The 19,939-nt window shown below is 69.0% G+C and carries 19 protein-coding genes and 1 pseudogene; 11 read left to right on the top strand and 9 right to left on the bottom strand.

The features are described from left to right. The first annotated feature begins 46 nt into the window (after positions 1-46). From glmU to ACGFX9_RS24460, 5 genes are all read left to right on the top strand, one after another. A complete protein-coding gene (gene glmU / locus ACGFX9_RS24440; protein WP_393475735.1) occupies positions 47-1,504 on the top strand; it encodes a bifunctional UDP-N-acetylglucosamine diphosphorylase/glucosamine-1-phosphate N-acetyltransferase GlmU in 1,458 nt (485 codons plus the stop codon). Positions 1,505-1,621: 117 nt separating this feature from the next. Next, on the top strand, positions 1,622-2,599 hold the full coding sequence (locus tag ACGFX9_RS24445; RefSeq protein WP_393475737.1) for a ribose-phosphate diphosphokinase: 978 nt from the start codon (positions 1,622-1,624) through the stop codon (positions 2,597-2,599). A gap of 209 nt (positions 2,600-2,808) precedes the next feature. Next, the gene (locus tag ACGFX9_RS24450) at positions 2,809-3,402 is read left to right on the top strand and encodes a 50S ribosomal protein L25/general stress protein Ctc (protein WP_393475740.1); all 594 of its coding nucleotides are present in this window, start codon (positions 2,809-2,811) and stop codon (positions 3,400-3,402) included. 90 nt (positions 3,403-3,492) lie between these two features. Further along, complete coding sequence (pth, locus tag ACGFX9_RS24455) at positions 3,493-4,098, top strand: aminoacyl-tRNA hydrolase (RefSeq protein ID WP_393475743.1); 606 nt, start codon at positions 3,493-3,495, stop codon at positions 4,096-4,098. A gap of 85 nt (positions 4,099-4,183) precedes the next feature. Next, entirely contained in the window at positions 4,184-4,645 is a 462-nt protein-coding gene (locus tag ACGFX9_RS24460; protein ID WP_393475746.1) for a hypothetical protein, read from the top strand. Between the two features lie 446 nt (positions 4,646-5,091). On the opposite strand, the gene ppc is transcribed toward ACGFX9_RS24460, so the two are convergent. Further along, positions 5,092-7,824, bottom strand: a complete 2,733-nt coding sequence (ppc, locus tag ACGFX9_RS24465) for a phosphoenolpyruvate carboxylase (protein WP_393475749.1) — start codon at positions 7,822-7,824, stop codon at positions 5,092-5,094. Positions 7,825-8,113: 289 nt separating this feature from the next. Here ppc and ACGFX9_RS24470 point away from each other — a divergent pair, with 289 nt between their 5' ends. Together ACGFX9_RS24470 and ACGFX9_RS24475 are read left to right on the top strand one after the other, a co-directional pair. Further along, positions 8,114-9,127 carry an acyl-CoA desaturase gene (locus ACGFX9_RS24470; protein WP_393475752.1) on the top strand — a complete coding sequence of 338 codons (1,014 nt, stop codon included), beginning with the start codon at positions 8,114-8,116 and terminating at the stop codon, positions 9,125-9,127. Beyond that, the gene (locus tag ACGFX9_RS24475; RefSeq protein ID WP_393475755.1) at positions 9,124-9,819 is read left to right on the top strand and encodes a TetR/AcrR family transcriptional regulator; all 696 of its coding nucleotides are present in this window, start codon (positions 9,124-9,126) and stop codon (positions 9,817-9,819) included. The genes ACGFX9_RS24470 and ACGFX9_RS24475 overlap by 4 nt, the downstream gene beginning before the upstream one ends. Positions 9,820-9,825: 6 nt before the next feature. On the opposite strand, the gene ACGFX9_RS24480 is transcribed toward ACGFX9_RS24475, so the two are convergent. The 3 genes from ACGFX9_RS24480 to ACGFX9_RS24490 all read right to left on the bottom strand — a co-directional run bounded on the left by ACGFX9_RS24480 (position 9,826) and on the right by ACGFX9_RS24490 (position 11,750). After that, entirely contained in the window at positions 9,826-10,425 is a 600-nt protein-coding gene (locus ACGFX9_RS24480; RefSeq protein ID WP_393475758.1) for a Uma2 family endonuclease, read from the bottom strand. Positions 10,426-10,548: 123 nt separating this feature from the next. Continuing rightward, entirely contained in the window at positions 10,549-10,917 is a 369-nt protein-coding gene (locus ACGFX9_RS24485) for a glyoxalase (RefSeq protein WP_393475761.1), read from the bottom strand. Beyond that, positions 10,917-11,750, bottom strand: coding sequence for a trans-aconitate 2-methyltransferase (locus ACGFX9_RS24490; protein ID WP_393475764.1), 834 nt, complete (start codon positions 11,748-11,750; stop codon positions 10,917-10,919). Before ACGFX9_RS24490 ends, ACGFX9_RS24485 begins: the two co-directional genes overlap by 1 nt. A 98-nt stretch (positions 11,751-11,848) precedes the next feature. On the opposite strand from ACGFX9_RS24490, the gene ACGFX9_RS24495 reads away from it, so the two are divergent. Continuing rightward, complete coding sequence (locus ACGFX9_RS24495) at positions 11,849-12,346, top strand: MarR family winged helix-turn-helix transcriptional regulator (RefSeq protein ID WP_160505514.1); 498 nt, start codon at positions 11,849-11,851, stop codon at positions 12,344-12,346. On the opposite strand, the gene ACGFX9_RS24500 is transcribed toward ACGFX9_RS24495, so the two are convergent. Next, positions 12,305-13,078 carry a LuxR C-terminal-related transcriptional regulator gene (locus tag ACGFX9_RS24500; RefSeq protein WP_393475767.1) on the bottom strand — a complete coding sequence of 258 codons (774 nt, stop codon included), beginning with the start codon at positions 13,076-13,078 and terminating at the stop codon, positions 12,305-12,307. The genes ACGFX9_RS24495 and ACGFX9_RS24500 overlap by 42 nt on opposite strands. A 264-nt stretch (positions 13,079-13,342) precedes the next feature. Between ACGFX9_RS24500 and ACGFX9_RS24505 the strand changes: the two genes are divergently transcribed. Then, entirely contained in the window at positions 13,343-13,798 is a 456-nt protein-coding gene (locus tag ACGFX9_RS24505; RefSeq protein WP_393476574.1) for a GNAT family N-acetyltransferase, read from the top strand. 61 nt (positions 13,799-13,859) lie between these two features. On the opposite strand, the gene galK is transcribed toward ACGFX9_RS24505, so the two are convergent. The 3 genes from galK to galT are packed head-to-tail and all read right to left on the bottom strand — an operon-like array spanning position 13,860 to position 17,057. Beyond that, entirely contained in the window at positions 13,860-15,014 is a 1,155-nt protein-coding gene (galK, locus tag ACGFX9_RS24510) for a galactokinase (protein ID WP_393475769.1), read from the bottom strand. 22 nt (positions 15,015-15,036) lie between these two features. Then, positions 15,037-15,990 carry a UDP-glucose 4-epimerase GalE gene (galE, locus tag ACGFX9_RS24515; RefSeq protein WP_393475772.1) on the bottom strand — a complete coding sequence of 318 codons (954 nt, stop codon included), beginning with the start codon at positions 15,988-15,990 and terminating at the stop codon, positions 15,037-15,039. After that, complete coding sequence (galT, locus tag ACGFX9_RS24520; protein ID WP_393475775.1) at positions 15,987-17,057, bottom strand: galactose-1-phosphate uridylyltransferase; 1,071 nt, start codon at positions 17,055-17,057, stop codon at positions 15,987-15,989. The genes galE and galT overlap by 4 nt, the downstream gene beginning before the upstream one ends. A 238-nt stretch (positions 17,058-17,295) precedes the next feature. Here galT and ACGFX9_RS24525 point away from each other — a divergent pair, with 238 nt between their 5' ends. Then, the gene (locus tag ACGFX9_RS24525) at positions 17,296-18,978 is read left to right on the top strand and encodes a sodium:solute symporter family protein (RefSeq protein ID WP_393475778.1); all 1,683 of its coding nucleotides are present in this window, start codon (positions 17,296-17,298) and stop codon (positions 18,976-18,978) included. A 24-nt stretch (positions 18,979-19,002) separates the two neighbouring features. After that, the gene (locus ACGFX9_RS24530; protein ID WP_393475781.1) at positions 19,003-19,287 is read left to right on the top strand and encodes a hypothetical protein; all 285 of its coding nucleotides are present in this window, start codon (positions 19,003-19,005) and stop codon (positions 19,285-19,287) included. A 69-nt stretch (positions 19,288-19,356) separates the two neighbouring features. On the opposite strand, the pseudogene ACGFX9_RS24535 reads toward ACGFX9_RS24530, so the two are convergent. After that, positions 19,357-19,939: pseudogene (locus ACGFX9_RS24535) on the bottom strand (hypothetical protein); the annotation flags it as partial.

The raw sequence follows: 19,939 nt of genomic DNA on the forward strand, positions 1-19,939 counted from the left end.
CTGCGGATGTCCACACCCCGCACATCCGAAGCCGAAGGGCACCCCCGTGAGCGCCAACAGCCCGGCAGCCGTCGTCGTCCTCGCAGCGGGTGAGGGCACCCGTATGAAGTCGGCCACTCCCAAGGTCCTGCATGAGATCTGCGGGCGTTCCCTCATCGGGCATGTACTCGAAGCCGCGTACGCGTTGAGCCCGGAGCGGCTCGTCACCGTCGTCGGGTTCGCGCGCGAGAAGGTTGTGGAGCACCTGGGGACCATCGCCCCCGACGTGCGCACGGCGTACCAGAGTGAGCAGAAGGGCACGGGGCACGCCGTCCGTATCGCTCTGGACGAGCTCGGTGGTTCGGTGGACGGGACGGTCATCGTCGTCTGTGGTGACACCCCGCTGCTCACCGGTGCGACGCTGCGGAAGCTGGCCGCGACGCACACCGGTGACGGCAATGCCGTGACGGTGCTCACCGCCGAGGTTCCGGACGCGACCGGTTACGGCCGCATCGTGCGGGACGGTGAGAGCGGTGCGGTGACCGGCATCGTCGAGCACAAGGACGCCACCGAGATCCAGCGCGCGATCCGTGAGATCAACTCCGGGGTGTTCGCGTTCGACGGGCAGCTGCTCGCGAAGGCGCTCGGCAAGGTGCGTACGGACAACAGTCAGGGTGAGGAGTATCTGACCGACGTCCTGGGGATCCTGCGTGAGGCGGGGCATCGCGTGGGCGCTGCCGTGGCGGTCGATCATGAGGAGATCGCGGGGATCAACAACCGCGTCCAACTGGCCGAGGCCCGGCGCACCTTGAACGACCGGCTGCTCACGGAGGCCATGCTGGCCGGTGTCACGGTCGTGGACCCCGCGTCGACGTGGATCGACGCGACGGTGACGTACGAGCAGGACGCGCTGGTGCACCCGGGCACGCAGCTGCACGGCACCACGCATCTCGGTGAGGGTGCCGAGGTGGGGCCCAACACCCGTCTGAAGAATGTCCGGGTGGGCGCGGGCGCGCGGGTGGACAACACGGTCGCCAATGACTCCGAGGTGGGGGAGCAGGCGAGTGTGGGTCCGTTCGCGTATCTGCGGCCGGGGACCCGGCTCGGTGTGCGGGCCAAGGCGGGTACGTATGTGGAGATGAAGAACGCGAAGATCGGTGAGGGTTCGAAGGTGCCGCATCTTTCGTACGTGGGTGACGCGACGATCGGTGATTTCACCAACATCGGCGCGGCGAGTGTCTTTGTGAATTACGACGGTGAGGCGAAGCACCACACGACGGTGGGGTCTCACTGCAAGACGGGCTCGGACAATATGTTTGTGGCTCCTGTCACTGTCGGGGACGGTGCTTACACGGCGGCGGGTTCGGTCATCACGAAGGACGTTCCGGCGGGTTCGCTGGCTGTGGCCCGTGGGCAGCAGCGGAATATCGAGGGTTGGGTGGCGCGGAAGCGTCCGGGGAGCGCGGCTGCGCGTGCCGCGGAGGCGGCGTCCGGGGAGTCCAGGAATTCGGCAAGCGGAAGCTGACCGGAAACGGGTGCGTCGGACACGGCGTACCGTGATAGGCGCACATTATTTCGGCCGACTCGCGCACGGGACGCGTGGGAGCGGCAGCGGGAAGAACTCGTCAAGGAGACAAGTGCTGTGACCGGGATCAAGACGACCGGCGAGAAGAAGTTGATGCTCTTCTCCGGCCGCGCCCACCCCGAGTTGGCCGAGGAGGTCGCACACAGGCTGGGTGTCGGCATCGTGCCGACGAAGGCTTTTGATTTCGCCAATGGCGAGATCTATGTGCGGTATCAGGAGTCGGCTCGTGGCGCGGACTGCTTCTTGATCCAGAGCCACACGGCTCCGATCAACAAGTGGATCATGGAGCAGTTGATCATGATCGACGCGCTGAAGCGTGCGTCGGCCCGCTCCATCACCGTGATCGTGCCGTTCTACGGCTATGCACGCCAGGACAAGAAGCACCGCGGCCGTGAGCCGATCTCGGCCCGTCTGGTGGCGGACCTGATGAAGACGGCGGGCGCCCACCGCATCCTCACGGTGGATCTGCACACGGACCAGATCCAGGGCTTCTTCGACGGCCCGGTCGATCATCTCTTCGCGCTGCCGGTCCTCGCGGACTACGTGGGCGCGAAGGTCGACCGCTCGAAGCTGACCGTGGTCTCCCCCGACGCCGGCCGCGTGCGCGTCGCCGACCGCTGGTGCGACCGTCTGGGCGCGCCGCTCGCGATCGTGCACAAGCGCCGTGACAAGGACGTCGCCAATCAGGTCACCGTCCACGAGGTCGTCGGTGATGTCGAGGGCCGCGTCTGTGTCCTGGTCGACGACATGATCGACACGGGTGGCACGATCTGCGCCGCCGCCGACGCCCTGTTCGCGCACGGCGCGGAGGACGTCATCGTGACGGCGACGCACGGTGTGCTTTCGGGTCCTGCGGCCGACCGTCTGAAGAACTCCAAGGTGAGCGAGTTCGTGTTCACGGACACGCTGCCCGACCCGGGTGACCTGGAGCTCGACAAGATCACGGTCCTTTCGATCGCGCCGACCATCGCGAACGCGGTGCGTGAGGTCTTCGAGGACGGTTCGGTGACGAGCCTCTTCGACGAGCAGGCGTAGCCCGCAGCGGCTTAGCCCACAGGGGCTTGCTGAAGATCGATTTTTGGGGCGGCCTCCCCGCCGGGTAGACTCACCGAGTTGCTCGGCGAGGGAGGCCGTACTCATTGCAGTACGGCGGTCCGTTATCGACGCGCTCTTCGTAGCAGGCCAGTAGTCGTATGGCCGGGTAACCGACCCCATCCGACAGATCTGACGTACGAGGAGTGCACATGTCCGAGGTCAAGCTCGCCGCCGAGACCCGCACCGAGTTCGGCAAGGGCGCTGCCCGCCGTATCCGCCGCGATTCCAAGGTTCCCGCCGTTGTCTACGGTCACGGTGGCGACCCCATCCACGTCACGCTTCCGGGCCACGAGCTGCACCTCGCGCTCCGTACGTCCAACGTCCTGCTTGCCCTGGACATCGAAGGCAAGAAGCACCTGGCGATCCCGAAGGCCGTCCAGCGTGACGCCATCAAGGGCTTCCTCGAGCACGTCGACCTGCTCCTCGTGCGTCAGGGCGAGAAGGTCACGGTCGACATCTACGTGCACACCGAGGGCGAGCTCGCCCCGGGTGGCAACCTGCTCGAGCACGTGCTGAACGCGCTGCCCGTCGAGGCCGAGGCCACGCACATCCCGGAGTCGGTGACCGTCTCCATCGCCGGTCTTGAGGCCGGTGCGACCATCCTCGCCAAGGACATCCCGCTGCCCGCCGGCACCACCCTGAACGTCGAGGACGACGTCGTGGTCCTCCAGGTTCTGGCCGCGCAGGCCGAGGAGGCCTCCGAGGCCGCCGAGGGTGAGGGCGACGCGGCCGCCGAGGCCTGAGCCTCCGCCACGAACTGAGCTCGACTCTGCCAACCGCCGCTCCACGCTCCGTGCGTGGGGCGGCGGTTGGGCTATGAAGGAGACATGCAGATGACGACGGACCCCACGGATCCCAGCGCGCCGTGGCTGATCGTGGGTCTGGGCAATCCAGGTCCCGGGTACGCGATGAACCGGCACAACGTGGGTTTCATGGTGGCCGACCTCCTGGCTGAGCGGATCGGCGGCTCGTTCAAGCGGAGCGGGCGTGCGCAGGCGCAGGTCCTTGAGGGCCGGATCGGTCCGGCGGGTCCGGGCAGCCGCAGGGTCGTCCTGGCGAAGCCGATGTCGTACATGAACGTGTCGGGTGGTCCGGTGACGGCGCTGCGCGATTTCTACAAGGTGCCGACGGCGAACATCGTCGCGGTCCATGACGAGCTGGACATCGACTACGGGACGTTGCGGCTGAAGCTGGGCGGCGGCGACAACGGGCACAACGGTCTGAAGTCGATGACGAAGGCGATGGGCGCGGACTATCACCGGGTGCGGTTCGGGATCGGGCGTCCGCCGGGTCGTATGCAGGTGGCGGATTTCGTGCTGAAGGATTTCGCGTCGGCGGAGCGCAAGGAGCTGGGCTACTTCGTGGACCGGGCGGCGGACGCGGCGGAGGCCTTGGTGATCGAGGGCTTGGAGCGGGCGCAGAGTTCGTACAACTCCTGAGGGCGGTGGTCGTGGCGTGGTTTCCGCGTAGTCTCCGGCCGCGAACTGTTGACTGAGCGCATGGCTATGGCCAAGGATCGCCGCCATGAACGCGCTGCTACTCGTACGCCGGACGGCGATGGGCGGGCTCGCGGCGCTGCTGCTGGTCGCGGGCGTCTGGGCGTCCTGGGGGACGGCTCAGCACGTGATGCTCGGCGGTGACCGTGAGCGGGGCACGATGCGGGTGACGCGGTGCTCCTCCGACGAATGCGTCGGTTCGTACGTCCCTTCGACCGCCGGGTTCGAGCCGCGCGACCGGGTGGTGATCGACCGCTCGATCGCGGAGAAGAAGGGGGTCAACATCCCCGTGGCGGTAAAACCCGGCACCAACGAGGTCGTCCGCACGGGCGGCCCCGGGTTCCTCCACGCGTGGCTCCCGCTGGGCGGCGCGTTGCTGCTCGCGGCGGTGGTGGTCGCGGGGGGCCTGCGCCTGCCGCGGGTGGCGTGGGCCATGGCGCTCGCGGGCACGGCCTTGCTGACGGCGTCGTTCGCGACGCTGGCGTTCTAGCGTTGCCGAGCCGCTCGGCTTGGCGGGGTTCTCTGGCGCGGAGGGGTTGGGCGATCACGACGTCCGCGCCCTCGTCTTCGCCTCCAGCCCGCCGCTTCGCGGCGGATCGTCCCCTCCCACCCACCCGTTCACCCCGCATCACAGTGCAAGCGAGAAGCCCGATGCCGCGTGATCGGGCGGGTGGGTGGGCGGGCGACACAGCAGGTACGGCACCGATCCGATGCGGAGTGATCGGGTGGGTGGGCGGGAGAAGATCCGCCGCGAAGCGGGCGGTAAAGCAGGTCCGGCACCGATCCGATGCCGGGTGAACGGGTGGGTGGGTGGGAAAAAAACCGCCGCGAAGCGGGCGGTACAACCTGGGCCCCGCCCCGCCCCAGGGCACAAGAAGGGCGCCCCGAAGCCAGAGCAGCAGAGCCCTGGATCCGAGGCGCCCACGCCAGGAAAAATCAGCCGGTGTTCCGCAGCCCCGCCGCCACCCCGTTGACGGTGAGGAGGAGGGCGCGGCCCAGCAAGGGGTCCGGCTCCTCGCCTGCCGCCGCCGCGTCCCGCTGGCGCTTCAGAAGCGCCACCTGGAGGTAGGAGATCGGGTCCAGGTAAGCGTCGCGGATGGCGAAAGTCTGCTGGAGCTCCGGGTGGGAGTCGAGGAGTTCCTCGCCGCCGGTGATCCGCAGGACTTCCTGCACCGTCAGCGCGTGCTCCGCCTCGATGACGTCGAAGACGTGCTTCAGCTCGTCGGGGACGAGTGTGTCCACGTAGTGGCGGGCGATGCGCAGGTCCGTCTTCGCGAGCGTCATCTCGACGTTCGAGAGGAAGTTCCGGAAGAAGTGCCAGTGCTCCTGCATCTCGCCGAGCACGGTGTCCAGACCGGCCTCCCGCAGCGCCTTCAGGCCCGAGCCGACGCCGAACCAGCCCGGCACGATCTGCCGTGACTGCGTCCAGCCGAAGACCCACGGGATGGCGCGCAGGCCGTCGAGCGAGACGCCCGAGCCGGGGCGGCGGGAGGGCCGCGAGCCCAGGTGCAGGTCGGCGAGCTGGTCCACCGGCGTCGAGGCGAGGAAGTACGTCGGCAGGTCCGGGTCCTCCACAAGCCGCCGGTAGGCGGAGTGCGCGGCGTCCGAGACGACGTCCATCGCCGCGTCCCAGCGGGCGAGCGCCTCGTCGGACTGGCGGGGAGCGGTGTGCAGGGCGGAGGCCTGGAGGGTCGCGGCGACCGTCAGTTCGAGGTTCTCGCGGGCCAGCGAAGGCACCAGGTACTTGTCGGAGATGACCTCGCCCTGCTCGGTCACCTTGATCTCGCCTTCGAGCGTGCCCCAGGGCTGCGCGAGGATCGCGTCGTGCGAGGGGCCGCCGCCACGCCCGACGGTGCCGCCGCGGCCGTGGAAGAGGCGCAGCCGTACGCCGTAGCGGTGGGCGACGTCGCGCAGCCTGCGCTGGGCGCGGTGGATCTCCCACTGCGAGGTGGTGATGCCGCCGAACTTGGAGGAGTCCGAGTAGCCGAGCATGACTTCCTGGACGTCGCCCCGAAGCGCGACCAGCCTGCGGTACGAGGGGTCGGCCAGCATCTCGTCGAGGATGACGTCGGCGGCGCGCAGCTCGTCCGTCGTCTCCAGGAGCGGCACGATGCCGATCTTGGCCCAGCCCGCGTGCAGGTCGATGAGCCCGGCCTCGCGGGCCAGGACGGCCGCGGCGAAGACGTCGTCGGCGCCCTGGCACATGGAAATGATGTAGGACTCGATGACCTCGGGCCCGAAGACCTGGAGGGCCTTCTTGATGGTGAGGAAGACCCCGAGGGTCTTCTCGCCCGCGGCGTCCACCGGGGCCGGGGACGGGCCGAGCGGCCTGCGCGAACGCAGCTCCTTGGCGAGCAGCTTCTGCCGGTATTCGCGCGGCATGTCCGCGTACCGCCAGGACTCCTCGCCCAGGCGGTCGAAGAGCTGGCCGAGCGCGTGGTGGTGGGCGTCGGCGTGTTCGCGTACGTCCATGGTGGCGAGCTGCAGGCCGAACGCGGCGAGCGTACGGATCGTGCGGTTCATGCGGCCGTCGGCGAAGAGGGCGCCCTTGTGCTCGCGCAGCGAGGTCTGGACGAGGGTGAGGTCGGCCAGCAGTTCGCCGGTGCCGTAGTAGTCGCGGCCCTCCTCGTGGGCGGTGCCGCGGGCCAGGCGCTCCTTGGTGTTCTCCAGCTTCTGCCGGATGCAGGTGGCCTTGAGGCGGTAGGGCTCTTCTGAGTTGAGCCGCTTGTAGCGGGGGCTGATCTCGGGCAGCCGCTCCAGGTCCTTTTGGAGGGAGGTCTTGAGCTCCTCGGTGGCTCCGGTGTAGCGGATGGAGTTGGAGAGGAAGCCGCGGAGCTCGTCGACCAGGGCGAGGGCGTCGTTGATGCCGTGCTCGTGCTGGAGGATCAGGACGTCCCAGGTGACGTCGGGTGTGACGTTCGGGTTGCCGTCGCGGTCGCCGCCGATCCAGGTGCCGAAGGTGAGCGGGCGGGTGCCTTCGGGCAGCTCGACGCCGACGCGCTCCAGCTCGGCCGTCAGGTCTTCCAGTACGTCCCCGACGGCGCCGGCGTGCAGCTCGTCCAGGTAGTAGATGGCGTTGCGTGCCTCGTCGGCGGGCTCGGGGCGCACGACGCGCAGCTCGTCGGTCTGCCACACCAGGTCGATGTTCTCGGCCAGGCGGGTGTCGTGGCGGCGCCGGTCGGCCTCGATGACCGGGGTCTCCAGGAGCTCGGCGACGCGGCGCAGCTTGTTGAGGACGGAGCGGCGGGCGGCCTCGGTGGGGTGTGCGGTGAAGACGGGGCGCACGTTGAGGTGCTGCACGGTCTGGCGCAGGTGAGCGGGGTCGGCGTCCTTCAGCCGGTCGGCGGTACGGGCGAGGAGCCCGCCCTCGGCGGCCCGGCGGGCGCGCAGCTCGCGTCCGCGGTGGACCTGCTCGGTCACGTTCGCCAGGTGGAAGTACGTGGAGAAGGCGCGGACCAGCTTGGCCGCCGTCTCCAGTTCGGTGCCACCGAGCAGGCGGGCGGCGGCCTCGCCGTCCTCGCGGGTCAGGCGGCGGACCTTCTCGACCAGTTCGAGGAGCTCCGAGCCCTCCTGACGTACGAGGGTCTCGCCCAGCAGGTCGCCGAGGCGGCGGATGTCCGCGCGCAGCTCGGTGCTGGCTGTGGTGGTCTGGTCGTCGGCACTGCTCACAGGTGCGGCTCCTTGCAGTGTTGAAGCACGTCAGGTCTGGGAGGGGCCTCAGCCGGATAGGAACGCCGATCTGAGGGAACTAGAGAGAGCGGACCGCGCTGTCCGACCGTTTCCAAGGATAAGTGTCACCGCGCGGCACGTACTCGCGGCCTCTTGCCGCGCGGTTCCGCGCTGACATACTTACGACGCCGTAGGTTACGGGACCGTAGAAAACGCGGAAGCCCGTGGCCGTGCGCCCGCCGCAGCCGCGTCGTGACCCTCAACCCTCGACCCCACAGGGGACGTGCCCATGACCACACCTTCCGATGCGTACTCCGACACCGATGTGATCGACGACGCTCCGGGGCAGTCGAGTGACTCCTCCTCGGCGTCCTCCGCGCCGTCCGCGACGCTGGGTGGTGAGCAGAAGCGGTCGCTCGAGCAGATCACGCTGCTCCTGTTCATCACCGTGCCGTTCCTGGCCCTGGCCGGGGCGGTGCCGCTGGCCTGGGGCTGGGGGGTGAGCTGGCTGGACCTCGGTCTCCTGGTGTTCATGTACTACCTGGGCTGCCACGGCATCACGATCGGTTTCCACCGCTATTTCACGCATGGTTCCTTCAAGGCGAAGCGTCCGCTGCGGATCGCGCTGGCCGTGGCGGGGTCGATGGCGGTGGAGGGCCCGCTGGTCCGCTGGGTCGCGGATCATCGCAAGCACCACAAGTTCTCCGACGCGGAGGGCGACCCGCACTCCCCTTGGCGCTTCGGCGAGACGGTCCCGGCCCTGATGAAGGGCCTGTGGTGGGCGCACATCGCCTGGATGTTCGATGAGGAGCAGACGTCGCAGGAGAAGTACGCGCCGGACCTGATCAAGGACCCAGCGATCCGTCTCGTCTCGCGCCAGTTCCTGCTCTGGACGGTGGTGTCGCTTGCGATTCCGCCGCTGGTGGGCGGTCTGGTGACGATGTCGTGGTGGGGCGCTTTCACGGCGTTCTTCTGGGGTTCGCTGGTCCGGGTGGCGCTGCTGCACCACGTGACGTGGTCGATCAACTCGATCTGTCACGCGGTGGGCAAACGTCCCTTCAAGTCACGTGACCGCTCGGGCAACGTGTGGTGGCTGGCGGTCCTGTCCTGCGGTGAGTCCTGGCACAACCTCCACCACGCGGACCCGACGTCGGCGCGGCACGGGGTGCTCAGGGGCCAGGTCGACTCGTCGGCGCGGATCATCCGCTGGTGCGAGCAGCTGGGCTGGGCGACGGATGTGCGCTGGCCCTCGGAGTCGCGTATCGACGCCCGGCGGAAGCAGAAGACCGTCGGCCCGGCATGATTGACGACGTGGCGACCGACTCCGGAAATTCCAGCCCTTCCAGCCCCTCCAGCAAAGAGAAGCAGCCCCGGCGTACGCGCCGTACGAGGATGACGGGTGCCGAGCGCCGGGAGCAGTTGCTGGACATCGGCCGTACGCTCTTCGCCGCGAAGGGGTTCGAGGGCACGTCGGTGGAGGAGATCGCCGCGAAGGCGGGTGTCTCCAAGCCGGTCGTGTACGAGCACTTCGGCGGCAAGGAGGGTCTGTACGCGGTGGTGGTGGACCGCGAGATGCGGGCGCTCCTCGACGGGGTCACCGGTGCGCTGACGGCGGGGCATCCGCGCGAGCTCCTCGAACAGGCGGCGTTCGCTCTCCTCGACTACATCGAGACGTACACGGACGGCTTCCGCATCCTGGTCCGCGACTCCCCGGTGGCGCAGTCCACGGGCACGTTCGCTTCCCTGATCTCCGACATCGCGACGCAGGTGGAGGACATCCTGGGCCAGGAGTTCAAGACCCGGGGCTTCGACCAGAAGCTGGCCCCGCTGTACGCCCAGGCGCTGGTCGGCATGGTGGCGCTGACGGGCCAGTGGTGGCTGGACGTCCGCAAGCCGAAGAAGGCGGAGGTGGCGGCGCATTTGGTGAACCTGGCGTGGCACGGCCTGGACGGCCTTGAGCCGAAGCCGCGGCTGATAGGCCACAGGAAGAGCTGACGCCGCTCAGCTCCGGGTGATGGCCTCGCCGATGGCGAAACCCTTGGCGGGACCGCTCGGGACGACGACTTCGGTGCCGTATGTGACGCGGTGCTCGTCCTCGTACGTCGCCTTCTTGGGGTTGGGCGCGGTCAGCACGAGAACGACGCCTTCCTCGTCGAAGTCGTCGACGATCACGTAGACGGGGATGCCCGCGCGGGCGTACTCGCGCCGCTTACTGCGGCGGCCCGGAGAGACGACCTCGATGACCATGGATACTCCGGCGGCGTCCACGCCGAGGTCTTCCTCGTCGGGGATCTCGTCGAGGTCTTCGGGGGCCACGAAGATGTCCGGAATCCAGACCTTGCGGTGATGGATCACGTTGGCGTCCTGATGCGCGACGTAGTCACCGCCGACCAGGTGGGCGTCCAACGCCCGGCGGAGTCGGCTGATGAGCACGGCATGACGACGGCGACCGGTGGGCGACACCTCGATGGCTCCCTCGATGATCTCGGCGCGGTAGCCGTCGGGGAGATCCATGGCCTTCCACGCCTGCCACAGGACCTCGTCCAAGTCGGGTACCGGGTTGTTCACCACGGGGGTCACCTCATGTGCGAGAGCGGTCATCGTGCAGCACCTCCTCCATCAGTGTGGGCGCGGGCACCACTGCGGCACAAGCGACACCGGGACGCTAGGGCGCGCGGCATCCCGGTGAGAGCGAATATGCAGCGATCACTCGAAAGTGCGAGCTCAGGCCAGTGGTTCCGGCTCCAGGAACTCCAGTCGGTTGCCCACCGGGTCGTCGGAGTAGAAGCGGCGGTGCCCCGGAAGCGCGTCGTCCCAGACCACGGACGCGCCCCGCGAGGCCAGCCGTTCGGCGTACACGGAAATGTCCCGCACCCGCAGCCCAGGGTGCGCCTTGCGGGCTGGGCGGAAGGCGGTCTCGATGCCCAGGTGCAGCGAGACCGCCCCCGCCCGGAACCAGCACCCGCCCCGCGCCGCCAGCACCGGCGGCTTGGGGATCTCCGTCATGCCGAGTACGTCGACGTAGTAGGCCCGCAGCAGCGCCTCGCTCCCCGGCGGAGCCGCCAGCTGGACGTGGTCGACGGCCACCAGCATCAGGCCGGCTTCCGGGCCACCGCGAACACCCTGCGGAAGGGGAAGACCGTGCCGTGGGCAGTCCGCGGGTACGCCTTGCGCAGCAGGTCCCGGTACTCGGACAGGAACGCCTCCCTCACTTCGGTGGGCTCGCCCGCCAGGGCGGTCAGCACCGGGCGCAGGCCCGTTCCCTTCACCCAGTCCAGGACCGGGTCCTGCCCCTCCAGGAGGTGCAGATACGTCGTCTCCCAGGCGTCCACCTCGCAGCCGAGCGACGCCAGCCGCTCCAGGTACGCCGTCGGGGAGAGCACCGCGTCCGCGTGGCGGAGCCGCCCGGCGAGCCGGTCCCGCCACCGCTCGGACTCGCTCAGCTCCCGCATCAGGACGTGGCTGGGGGCGTCGAAGTTGCCGGGGACCTGGAAGGCGAAGGTGCCGCCGGGGGTCAGCGCCGCTGTCCAGGCGGGGAAGGAGTCCGGGTGGCCCGGCACCCACTGCAGGGTCGCGTTGGACAGGATCAGGTCGTACGTTCCCGCAGGCGGCGCCCAGCTCCCCGCGTCCGCGGAGGCGAACTCCAGGCTGCCGCCTCCCGCCGTGGGGCCCGCAAGCCCCGAGGCCCGCTCCAGCATGTCCGGGGAGTTGTCGAAGCCCGTGATGTGCGCGGTGGGCCAGCGTTCGGCGAGGAGGCGCGTGACGTTGCCGGGGCCGCAGCCCAGGTCAGCGATGCGCGGCGGGCGGTCGTCGGTGGCGGGCAGCTCGGGGACGCGGGCCAGCAGGTCGACGAAGGGGCGGGCGCGGTGGCCTGAATGGCGCAGGTACTGCCGCGGGTCCCAGGTGGTGGTGTCGGCTGCGGGCATGAAGGGCCTCCTCGAAACGTCCGGTGTCGCCATCCTGAACTCCGAGGTATCTTGACGTCAAGAGACTTCATGTCGACAGACCCCCTACACTGATCGTCATGGAGGACGAGGTCGATCGGCTGGTGGCAGCGTGGCGCCGTGAGCGCCCGGACCTCGACGTGGAACCGCTCGAGGTGCTCAGCCGTGTCAGCAGGCTCGCGCGGCACCTGGACCGGGCCCGCAGGCTCGCCTTCTCCGAGCACAATCTGGAGCCGTGGGAGTTCGACGTACTGACGTCCCTGCGGCGCGCGGGAGCGCCCTATCAGCTCTCCCCCGGCCAGCTGCTCACCCAGACCCTCGTCACCTCCGGCACGATGACCAACCGCATCGACCGCCTCGCGAAGAAGGGCCTCGTCGAGCGGCTCCCGGACCCGAGCGACCGGCGCGGCGTGCTCGTGCGGCTGACCGAGGAGGGGCAGGACCGCGCGGACCAGGCCCTGGCCGGGCTCCTCAAGCAGGAGCGGGCCATCCTCGCCGAACTCTCGCGCGGCCAGCGGGGGGAACTGGCCGGGCTGCTACGCCAGTTGACCGCCCCGTTCGACAACATCCCCGGCTAGGTCGACCGGGCCGACCCCCGCCCTGCGGGCCAGTGCGACGGCCGCGAGCGTGGAGTGGACGCCGAGTTTCCCCAGCACGTTCTGCATGTGCGTACGCACGGTGTGCGGGGAGAGGAAGAGACGCTCGGCCACGGCCTTCCTGCCCAGCCCCGCCACCATGCAGCGCAGCACCTCGCGCTCGCGCGGGGTCAGGGACTCCACCAGGCGCTCGGACTCCGTGCGGTGCTTACGGGCCGCGGTCAGCTCGCGCAGGACGCCGGTGAGCAGGGCGGGCGGCAGGTGTGTCTCTTCCCGCAGCACGCCTCGTATGACCGTGAGGAGCCGGGACAAGGAGCAGTCCTTGGCGACCCACCCCGACGCACCGGCCTGCAGCGCGAGTGCGGCCCTGCGCGGGTCGTCCCGCTCGGCGAGCACGACCGTGCGGACCATCGGCTGGCCCGAACGGACCCCGGCCACCAGGGAGATGCCGTCCACCAGGCCGTCCGCGTTGCCCTCCTGCACGGAAGGCGCGGGCCTGACGCCCGGCACGCTGGCGGTCGCGCCCAGGTCGGCGTCGACCAGCAGCACGTCGTACCTGCGGCCCTCGGCTATGCCCCGCTCGAGGCAGCGCAGCGCGGCGGGACCGCTGCCCGCGGCGGACACGTCCACGTCGGGCTCCGCCGCGAGTGCCGCGGCGAGCGACTCGGCGAAGATGCGGTGGTCGTCAACGACCAGGACTCGGATGCGAACCACTGAAACCCCCTCCCCCAGGCTCTCGTCGGAGAGCAGGGGATACCCCATCGCCGGAAGGCGAACGGTGCGGGTACGGCGCCCGGAACGGGGGTCGACGCAGCCGCCCGGCCGCCGCCGTGCTGTGACCGCCACCCCCACGCCGGGCGTCGTACCCGACTGTCTCGCCCCCTGATCGGTGCCGGCCCCCACCGGCACTGCCACTCAGAGTAGGGCCGCACGGCAGGAGCGGAAGGTGATTTACAGAACTGGTTGGCCAGCGCGTTTATGGTGAGTCGTATGTTTCATATTGAGACAGGAGTCGACAAAGAACGCTTCGCTCTGTTGCTGACCCGGCTCCAGGAGTCGAATGAAGCGGCCTCACCCGTGATCCGCACACTGCGCGGCACCCCGCAGGACCGTGAAATACCGCTGGCAGTCTGGGTGATGTCGGGTGGCGGACAGCTCGTGGGGGGACTTGCCGGGCACACCTGGGGACGCTGGCTCCACGTGGACCACCTCTGGGTCGACGGGGCCGCCCGGGGCGCGGGCCTGGGCAGCCGGCTGCTCGCCGAGGCGGAGCGCATCGCACGGGTGGAGCGGGACTGCCTCAACTCCCGTGTGGAGACATGGGACTTCCAGGCACCCGGGTTCTACCGCGGGCAGGGATACGAGGTGGTGTCCGTCATCCCGGACTACCCGGAAGGCGCCAAGGAGTTCACCCTGACGAAGCGGCTGGCCTGACCGGCGCCCCACAAGCAGGCACCCCCACGAGCAGGCACCCCCACGAGCCATCCGGGCGCCCTCACGCCAAGCGCCGCGCCCCCGCCGAAGGCACCGCCGCGAACACCCGCGGTGCCGTGAAGCCCGCCGCCGTGAACGCCTCCCGCACCGCCTTGGTGACCGTCTCCGCATCCGCCTCCTCCACCAGGACGATCGCGGAGCCGCCGAAGCCGCCGCCCGTCATCCGGGAGCCGAGCGCCCCGGAGGCGTTCGCGGTGGAGACGACCAGGTCCAGCTCCTCGCAGGAGATGCGCAGGTCGTCCCGGAGCGAGGCGTGGCCCTCGGTCAGGACGGGGCCGATGGCGCGTGCGTCGCCCGCGTCGAGGAGACCGATGACCTGCTCCACGCGGTGGTCGTCGGAGACGACGTGGCGGACGTAGCGGTGGACCTTCTCGTCCGTCAACTTCCGCAGCGCGTCCGGGAGTTCGGCGTACGCGACATCCCGGAGGTGGGAGACGCCGAGTATCCGCGCTCCCTCCTCGCAGCCGGCCCGCCGCTCGGCGTACGCCCCGTCGCCCAGCTCGTGCTTGACCCGCGTGTCGACCACCAGGAGCCGCAGTCCCTGCGCGGCGAGGTCGAAGGGCACCTGGCGCAGCGACAGGTCGCGGCAGTCCAGGTGCAGGGCGTGGCCTTCGGTGGCGCACGCCGACGCCATCTGGTCCATTACGCCGCAGGGGACGCCGACGAAGGCGTTCTCGGCGCGCTGGGCCAGCACGGCCAACTCTGGCTTCGTCAGACCGAGTTCGTACAGGTCGTTCAGGGCGAGCGCCATGACGACCTCAAGGGCGGCGGACGAGGAGAGGCCCGCACCCGTGGGCACCGTCGAGGCGAGGTGGACATCGGCGCCGCCGGACACCGCGTGTCCCGCGTCCCGCAGCGCCCACACCACGCCCGCCGGGTAGGCGGCCCAGCCGCCCTGCCCGTATTTCGACAAGGGGGTCAGCTCGTCGACGCGCAGCTCGGCGACCGGTGCGTCGATGTCCGCGGAGTGCAGCCGCAGGACGCCGTCGGTGCGGCGCGCCACCGCCGCCACCGCGGTGTGCGGCAGTGCGAGCGGCATCACGAAGCCCTCGTTGAAGTCCGTGTACTCGCCGATGAGGTTGACCCGGCCGGGCGCCGACCAGACCCCGTCCGGCTCGTATCCGTACAGCTCCGTGAACTGCCGTGCTACGTCCATCAGTTGCCCCTTGTCCCTGAGATCAGCGCTGGGCGAAGGCCCACGCGTCGCCGACGATGCCCGCGAGGTCCGCGCGGGACGGATTCCAGCCGAGCCGTTCCCGCGCGGTGGCGGCGGAGGCGACGAGGACCGCCGGGTCGCCGCCGCGGCGCGGGGCCATGACCTCGGGGATCGGGTGGCCGGTGACCTGGCGGACGGTTTCGATGACTTCGCGTACGGAGAAGCCGTTGCCGTTGCCGAGGTTGCAGATGAGGTGCTCGCCGGGCGTGGCCGCCTCGACCGCCAGGAGGTGCGCCTGCGCGAGGTCCGCGACGTGGATGTAGTCGCGGACGCAGGTTCCGTCCGGGGTCGGGTAGTCGTCGCCGAACACGGAGATCGCCTCGCGCTTGCCCTGGGCCACCTGGAGGACCAGCGGGATCAGGTGCGACTCGGGGTCGTGCCGCTCTCCATGCTCGCCGTACGCCCCCGCCACGTTGAAGTAGCGCAGGGAGACCGCGGCCAGGCCGTGGGCCGCCGCCTCGCCGGTGATCATGTGGTCGACGGCGAGCTTGGAGGCGCCGTACGGGGATGTCGGGGCGGTCGGGTCGCTCTCCGTGATGGGGGAGCTGACGGGTTCGCCGTAGGTCGCGGCGGTGGAGGAGAAGACGAGCCTGCGGACCTCCGCGTCGCGCATGGCGGCGAGCAGCGCCATCGTGCCGCCGACGTTGTTGTCCCAGTACTTCTCGGGCTTGACGACGGACTCGCCGACCTGCGAGAAGGCGGCGAAGTGCAACACGGCGTCGTAGGAGGAGTCCAGCCACTTGGCGGCATCGCGGATGTCGCCCTCGATGAACTTCGCGCCGGCCGGGACGCCCTCGCGGAAGCCGGTGGAGAGGTTGTCGAGGACGGTCACCTCGTGCCCGGCCTCGATCAGATGCTGGGCCACCACGCTTCCCACATAGCCCGCGCCACCGGTGACCAGGTACTTACCGCTCATGAACTCGCTACCTCTCGCAGTCGCTGGGCCGCGGCTTCCGGCGGCACGTCGTTGATGAACACGCTCATGCCGGATTCGGAACCCGCGAGAAACTTCAGCTTGCCCGAAGTGCGGCGAATGGTGAAAAGCTCGAGGTGGAGTGCGAAGTCGTCCCGATTGACGCCGTCATGTCCATCCAGCGTGCCGAAAGGTGCCTGGTGCCACGCCGAGATGTACGGAGTGAGCGCCTCCCCTTGTGTCTCCCCCTCGCCGAAGATCCGGTCGAAGCGCTTCAAGAGTTCCAGATAGACCTGGGGGAACTCTGTGCGTGCGGCTTCGTCGAGTCCGAGCAGGTCGGGGACGCGGCGCTTGGGGTAGAGGTGCACCTCGTAGGGCCAGTGCGCGGCGTAGGGGACGAACGCCACCCAGTGCTCGGCGTCCAGGACCACCCGCTCGCCCGCGAGCTCGTCGGCCACGATGTCGTCGAAGAGGTTGTGGCCCGTCGCCTCCTTGTGGGCGGCGAGCGAGGCCAGCATCAGGGACGTACGCGGGGTGACGAAGGGGTAGGCGTAGATCTGCCCGTGCGGGTGACCCAGGGTCACGCCGATCTCGGCGCCGCGGTTCTCGAAGCAGAACACCTGCTCCACGGAGGGCAGGTGGGACAGCTCGGCGGTGCGGTCCGTCCAGGCGTCGAGGACCAGGCCCGCCTGCTGGGGCGTGAGGTCGGCGAAGGACGAGTCGTGGTCGGAGGTGAAGCAGACGACCTCGCAGCGTCCCGCATCCCCGGCCAGGGACGGGAAGCGGTTCTCGAAGACCGCCACGTCGTACGAGGAGTCGGGGACCTCGCTCAGCCTCTCGCCATCGGAGGGGCAGAGCGGGCACTCGTCGGCCGGCGGGTGGTAGGTGCGGCCCTGCCGGTGCGAGGCGATGGCCACCGCGTCGCCCAGGAGGGGGTCCCGGCGGATCTCCGATGTGGTGGAGATGGGGTCAAGGGGCCTCCGGTCGATGGCGTCGCGCACCGCGTCGTCGCGCGAGTCGTAGTAGATGAGCTCACGACCGTCTGCGAGACGGGTCGAGGTCTTCTTCACGTCCGGGGCTCCTCACCAACACCCACCCAACATAACCGAACATAACAAATCACAAGCCAACAGCATCGTCAATGCCTGAGTACGACCTGCGCGCGACCAGCGACCCGAGCCGTGACCCGACCGACAGCTATGCGTCCGATCACAATCCAACAAAGAACACCAACAGAAGTCTTCAGTTCTTGAATGGGGAGGCGTAGGTTCCGGTCTGATTCAGTTCGCGCAACGAAGCGAGTTCCCCATGCAGTCCCCCACACAGACCCTGGCCGAGGGACTTCGGCTGCCCACCAACGGCCTGGACTACGCGATCCTCGCGATCTACTTCGCCGTGGTCCTCGGCATCGGCTTCGCCGCACGGCGCTCCGTGAAGACCAGCCTCGACTTCTTCCTCTCGGGCCGCTCACTGCCCGCCTGGGTCACCGGCCTCGCGTTCGTGGCCGCCAACCTCGGCGCCACCGAGATCCTGGGCATGGCCGCGACCGGCGCCCAGTACGGCGTCGCGGTCGTCCACTGGTACTGGATCGGGGCCATCCCCGCGATGGTCTTCCTCGGCCTCGTGATGATGCCGTTCTACTACCGCAGCAAGGTCCGCTCGGTCCCCGAGTTCCTGCTCCAGCGCTTCGACAAGTCGGCGCACCTGCTCAGCTCGGCGCTCTTCGCCTTCGCCGCCATCCTCATCGCGGGCGTGAACCTCTACGCCCTGTCGATCGTCGTCAAGGCACTGCTGGGCTGGCCGCAGTGGGTGGCGATCGTCGTCGCCGGGTTCTTCGTCCTGGCGTACATCACGATCGGCGGGCTCTCCTCGGCGATCTACAACGAGGTGCTCCAGTTCTTCGTGATCCTGGCCGCGCTGATCCCGATCTGCGTCATCGGCCTGAAGAAGGTCGGCGGCTGGGACGGTCTGTCCGGCTCGATCGAGAAGTCGCACGGCGAGAACTTCATGACGGCATGGGGCGGCACCGGCATCGGTGACGCCAACCCGCTGGGCGCGAACTGGCTGACGATCATCCTCGGCCTCGGCTTCGTCCTCTCCTTCGGCTACTGGACGACCAACTTCGCCGAGGTGCAGCGCGCCCTGTCCGCGAAGAACCTGAGCGCCGCCCAGCGCACGCCGCTGATCGCCGCCTTCCCGAAGATCTTCATCGTCTTCCTGGTGATGATCCCGGGTCTGGTCGCCGCCGTACTCGTCCCGAAGATCGGCACCGCGGGGTCGGATCTGACGTACAACGACGCGATCCCGTATCTGATGCAGGAGTTGCTGCCCAACGGTGTGCTCGGCATCGCGGTGACCGGTCTGCTCGCGGCCTTCATGGCGGGCATGGCGGCGAACGTGTCGTCCTTCAACACCGTGTTCACGTACGACATCTGGGCCAAGTACGTGAAGACGGACAAGCCCGATGGCTACTACCTGAGGTTCGGCCGCCTCATCACCGCGATAGGCGTCCTGGCCTCCATCGGGACGGCCTTCATTGCCTCGTCGTTCTCGAACATCATGGGTTACCTCCAGACCCTCTTCTCCTTCTTCAACGTCCCGATGTTCGTGGTCTTCATCATCGGCATGTTCTGGAAGCGCGCCTCGATGAAGTCCGGCGTGTGGGGCCTGCTCGCGGGCACGACCGCCGCGATGGTCAACTACTTCTGGATCTACAAGCAGGGCGTCATCGACATCCCGACCGACCAGGGCGCCAACTTCGTCTCGGCGATCGTCGGCTTCGTCGCGGGCGCCGTGGTGATGGTCGTGGTCACGCTCTTCACCGCGCCCAAGCCGGAGGCCGAACTGGCCGGCCTGGTGTACGGGACGACCGCGCCGGGCATCGAGGAACCGCCCGCCGAGGGCGACGACGCCTGGTACCGCAAGCCCGCGCTGCTCGGCTGGGGCGCGATCGTGCTCGCCGCGCTCTGCTACCTGCCGTACTCGCTCTGACCCGGATCGGAGGTCTGGAAAATCATGTCTGAACTGCAGAACGAAGTCTCCGAACTGGAGCGCAAGTCCGCCACGGCGGCCCGCCTCTTCGACATCCGGCGCATCATCGGTGGCCTGTTCGTCGTCTACGGCGTCATCGTGACGATCGCCGGAATCTCACCGTCCGACGCCGACATGAAGAAGGCCGAGGACATCAACATCAACCTGTGGACGGGCCTCGCCATGCTCGCCCTGGGTCTCTTCTTCCTCGGCTGGCTGTGGCTGCGACCTACGGCTCCGCCTACGCCTACGCCGGAGGAGTCCGAGTAGCCACCGGCAACCAGCCGAAGAGGGGCCGGAGTCCATCACCTACGGGCGATGGCCTCCGGCCCTTCCGGGTTACGGGGCTTCCCTGCTGCTGTCGTCACGGAACAGATCCGTGGCCGTGGTCGCGTGGACGGCGCGCTCGGCCCAGGCGGTGAGCTGGTCGGCATCGGTGCGGGCGAGGACGCGGTCACGCACGGAGTCGGGGACGGTCAGGCCACGCCATTCGAGGATGCGGAGAGTCATCAAGGCCTGAGCTTGCGCGCGGCCTTCCTCTCGGCCTTCTTCCCGCCCCTCCTCACGCCCCTCCTCCCGCACTTTCTCGGCAACGGGGTGGCGGAAGAAGTAGCTCACCTGCGTCATCAGGTCCCTCCAGATCTCCTTCGCCTGGGGATTGACCAGGCCCGTGTCCACGAACTGCGCGAGCATCCCCGCGCTGTCGCTCTCGATGGTCCTCCATGGCCTGGTTCTCGTCGATGATCCTCGGGACGTTGTCCGGCCCGAGGACGAGGGGCCGGACCATGAGCGACGGCCATTGCTTCAGGCCGAGCCGGATCGGCTGCGCAGCCCAGCGGGCCGTGGACCGGCTCTGGGTCAGGACGATCAGCACCGGCTCGATCCCGTACTTCGCGTACAGATACGCCAGGTAGTACGCCCA

Source organism: Streptomyces sp. NPDC048436, from assembly GCF_043200355.1.
Classification (GTDB): domain Bacteria; phylum Actinomycetota; class Actinomycetes; order Streptomycetales; family Streptomycetaceae; genus Streptomyces.

Coding starts and splice junctions, on each gene's coding strand:
- ACGFX9_RS24450 (WP_393475740.1), top strand. CDS start 2,809: ATGTCCGAGGTCAAGCTCGCCGCCGAGACCCGCACCGAGTTCGGCAAG.
- pth (WP_393475743.1), top strand. CDS start 3,493: ATGACGACGGACCCCACGGATCCCAGCGCGCCGTGGCTGATCGTGGGT.
- ACGFX9_RS24460 (WP_393475746.1), top strand. CDS start 4,184: ATGAACGCGCTGCTACTCGTACGCCGGACGGCGATGGGCGGGCTCGCG.
- ACGFX9_RS24470 (WP_393475752.1), top strand. CDS start 8,114: ATGACCACACCTTCCGATGCGTACTCCGACACCGATGTGATCGACGAC.
- ACGFX9_RS24475 (WP_393475755.1), top strand. CDS start 9,124: ATGATTGACGACGTGGCGACCGACTCCGGAAATTCCAGCCCTTCCAGC.
- ACGFX9_RS24480 (WP_393475758.1), bottom strand. CDS start 10,425: ATGACCGCTCTCGCACATGAGGTGACCCCCGTGGTGAACAACCCGGTA.
- ACGFX9_RS24485 (WP_393475761.1), bottom strand. CDS start 10,917: ATGCTGGTGGCCGTCGACCACGTCCAGCTGGCGGCTCCGCCGGGGAGC.
- ACGFX9_RS24490 (WP_393475764.1), bottom strand. CDS start 11,750: ATGCCCGCAGCCGACACCACCACCTGGGACCCGCGGCAGTACCTGCGC.
- ACGFX9_RS24495 (WP_160505514.1), top strand. CDS start 11,849: ATGGAGGACGAGGTCGATCGGCTGGTGGCAGCGTGGCGCCGTGAGCGC.
- ACGFX9_RS24505 (WP_393476574.1), top strand. CDS start 13,343: ATGGTGAGTCGTATGTTTCATATTGAGACAGGAGTCGACAAAGAACGC.
- galK (WP_393475769.1), bottom strand. CDS start 15,014: ATGGACGTAGCACGGCAGTTCACGGAGCTGTACGGATACGAGCCGGAC.
- galE (WP_393475772.1), bottom strand. CDS start 15,990: ATGAGCGGTAAGTACCTGGTCACCGGTGGCGCGGGCTATGTGGGAAGC.
- ACGFX9_RS24525 (WP_393475778.1), top strand. CDS start 17,296: ATGCAGTCCCCCACACAGACCCTGGCCGAGGGACTTCGGCTGCCCACC.
- ACGFX9_RS24530 (WP_393475781.1), top strand. CDS start 19,003: ATGTCTGAACTGCAGAACGAAGTCTCCGAACTGGAGCGCAAGTCCGCC.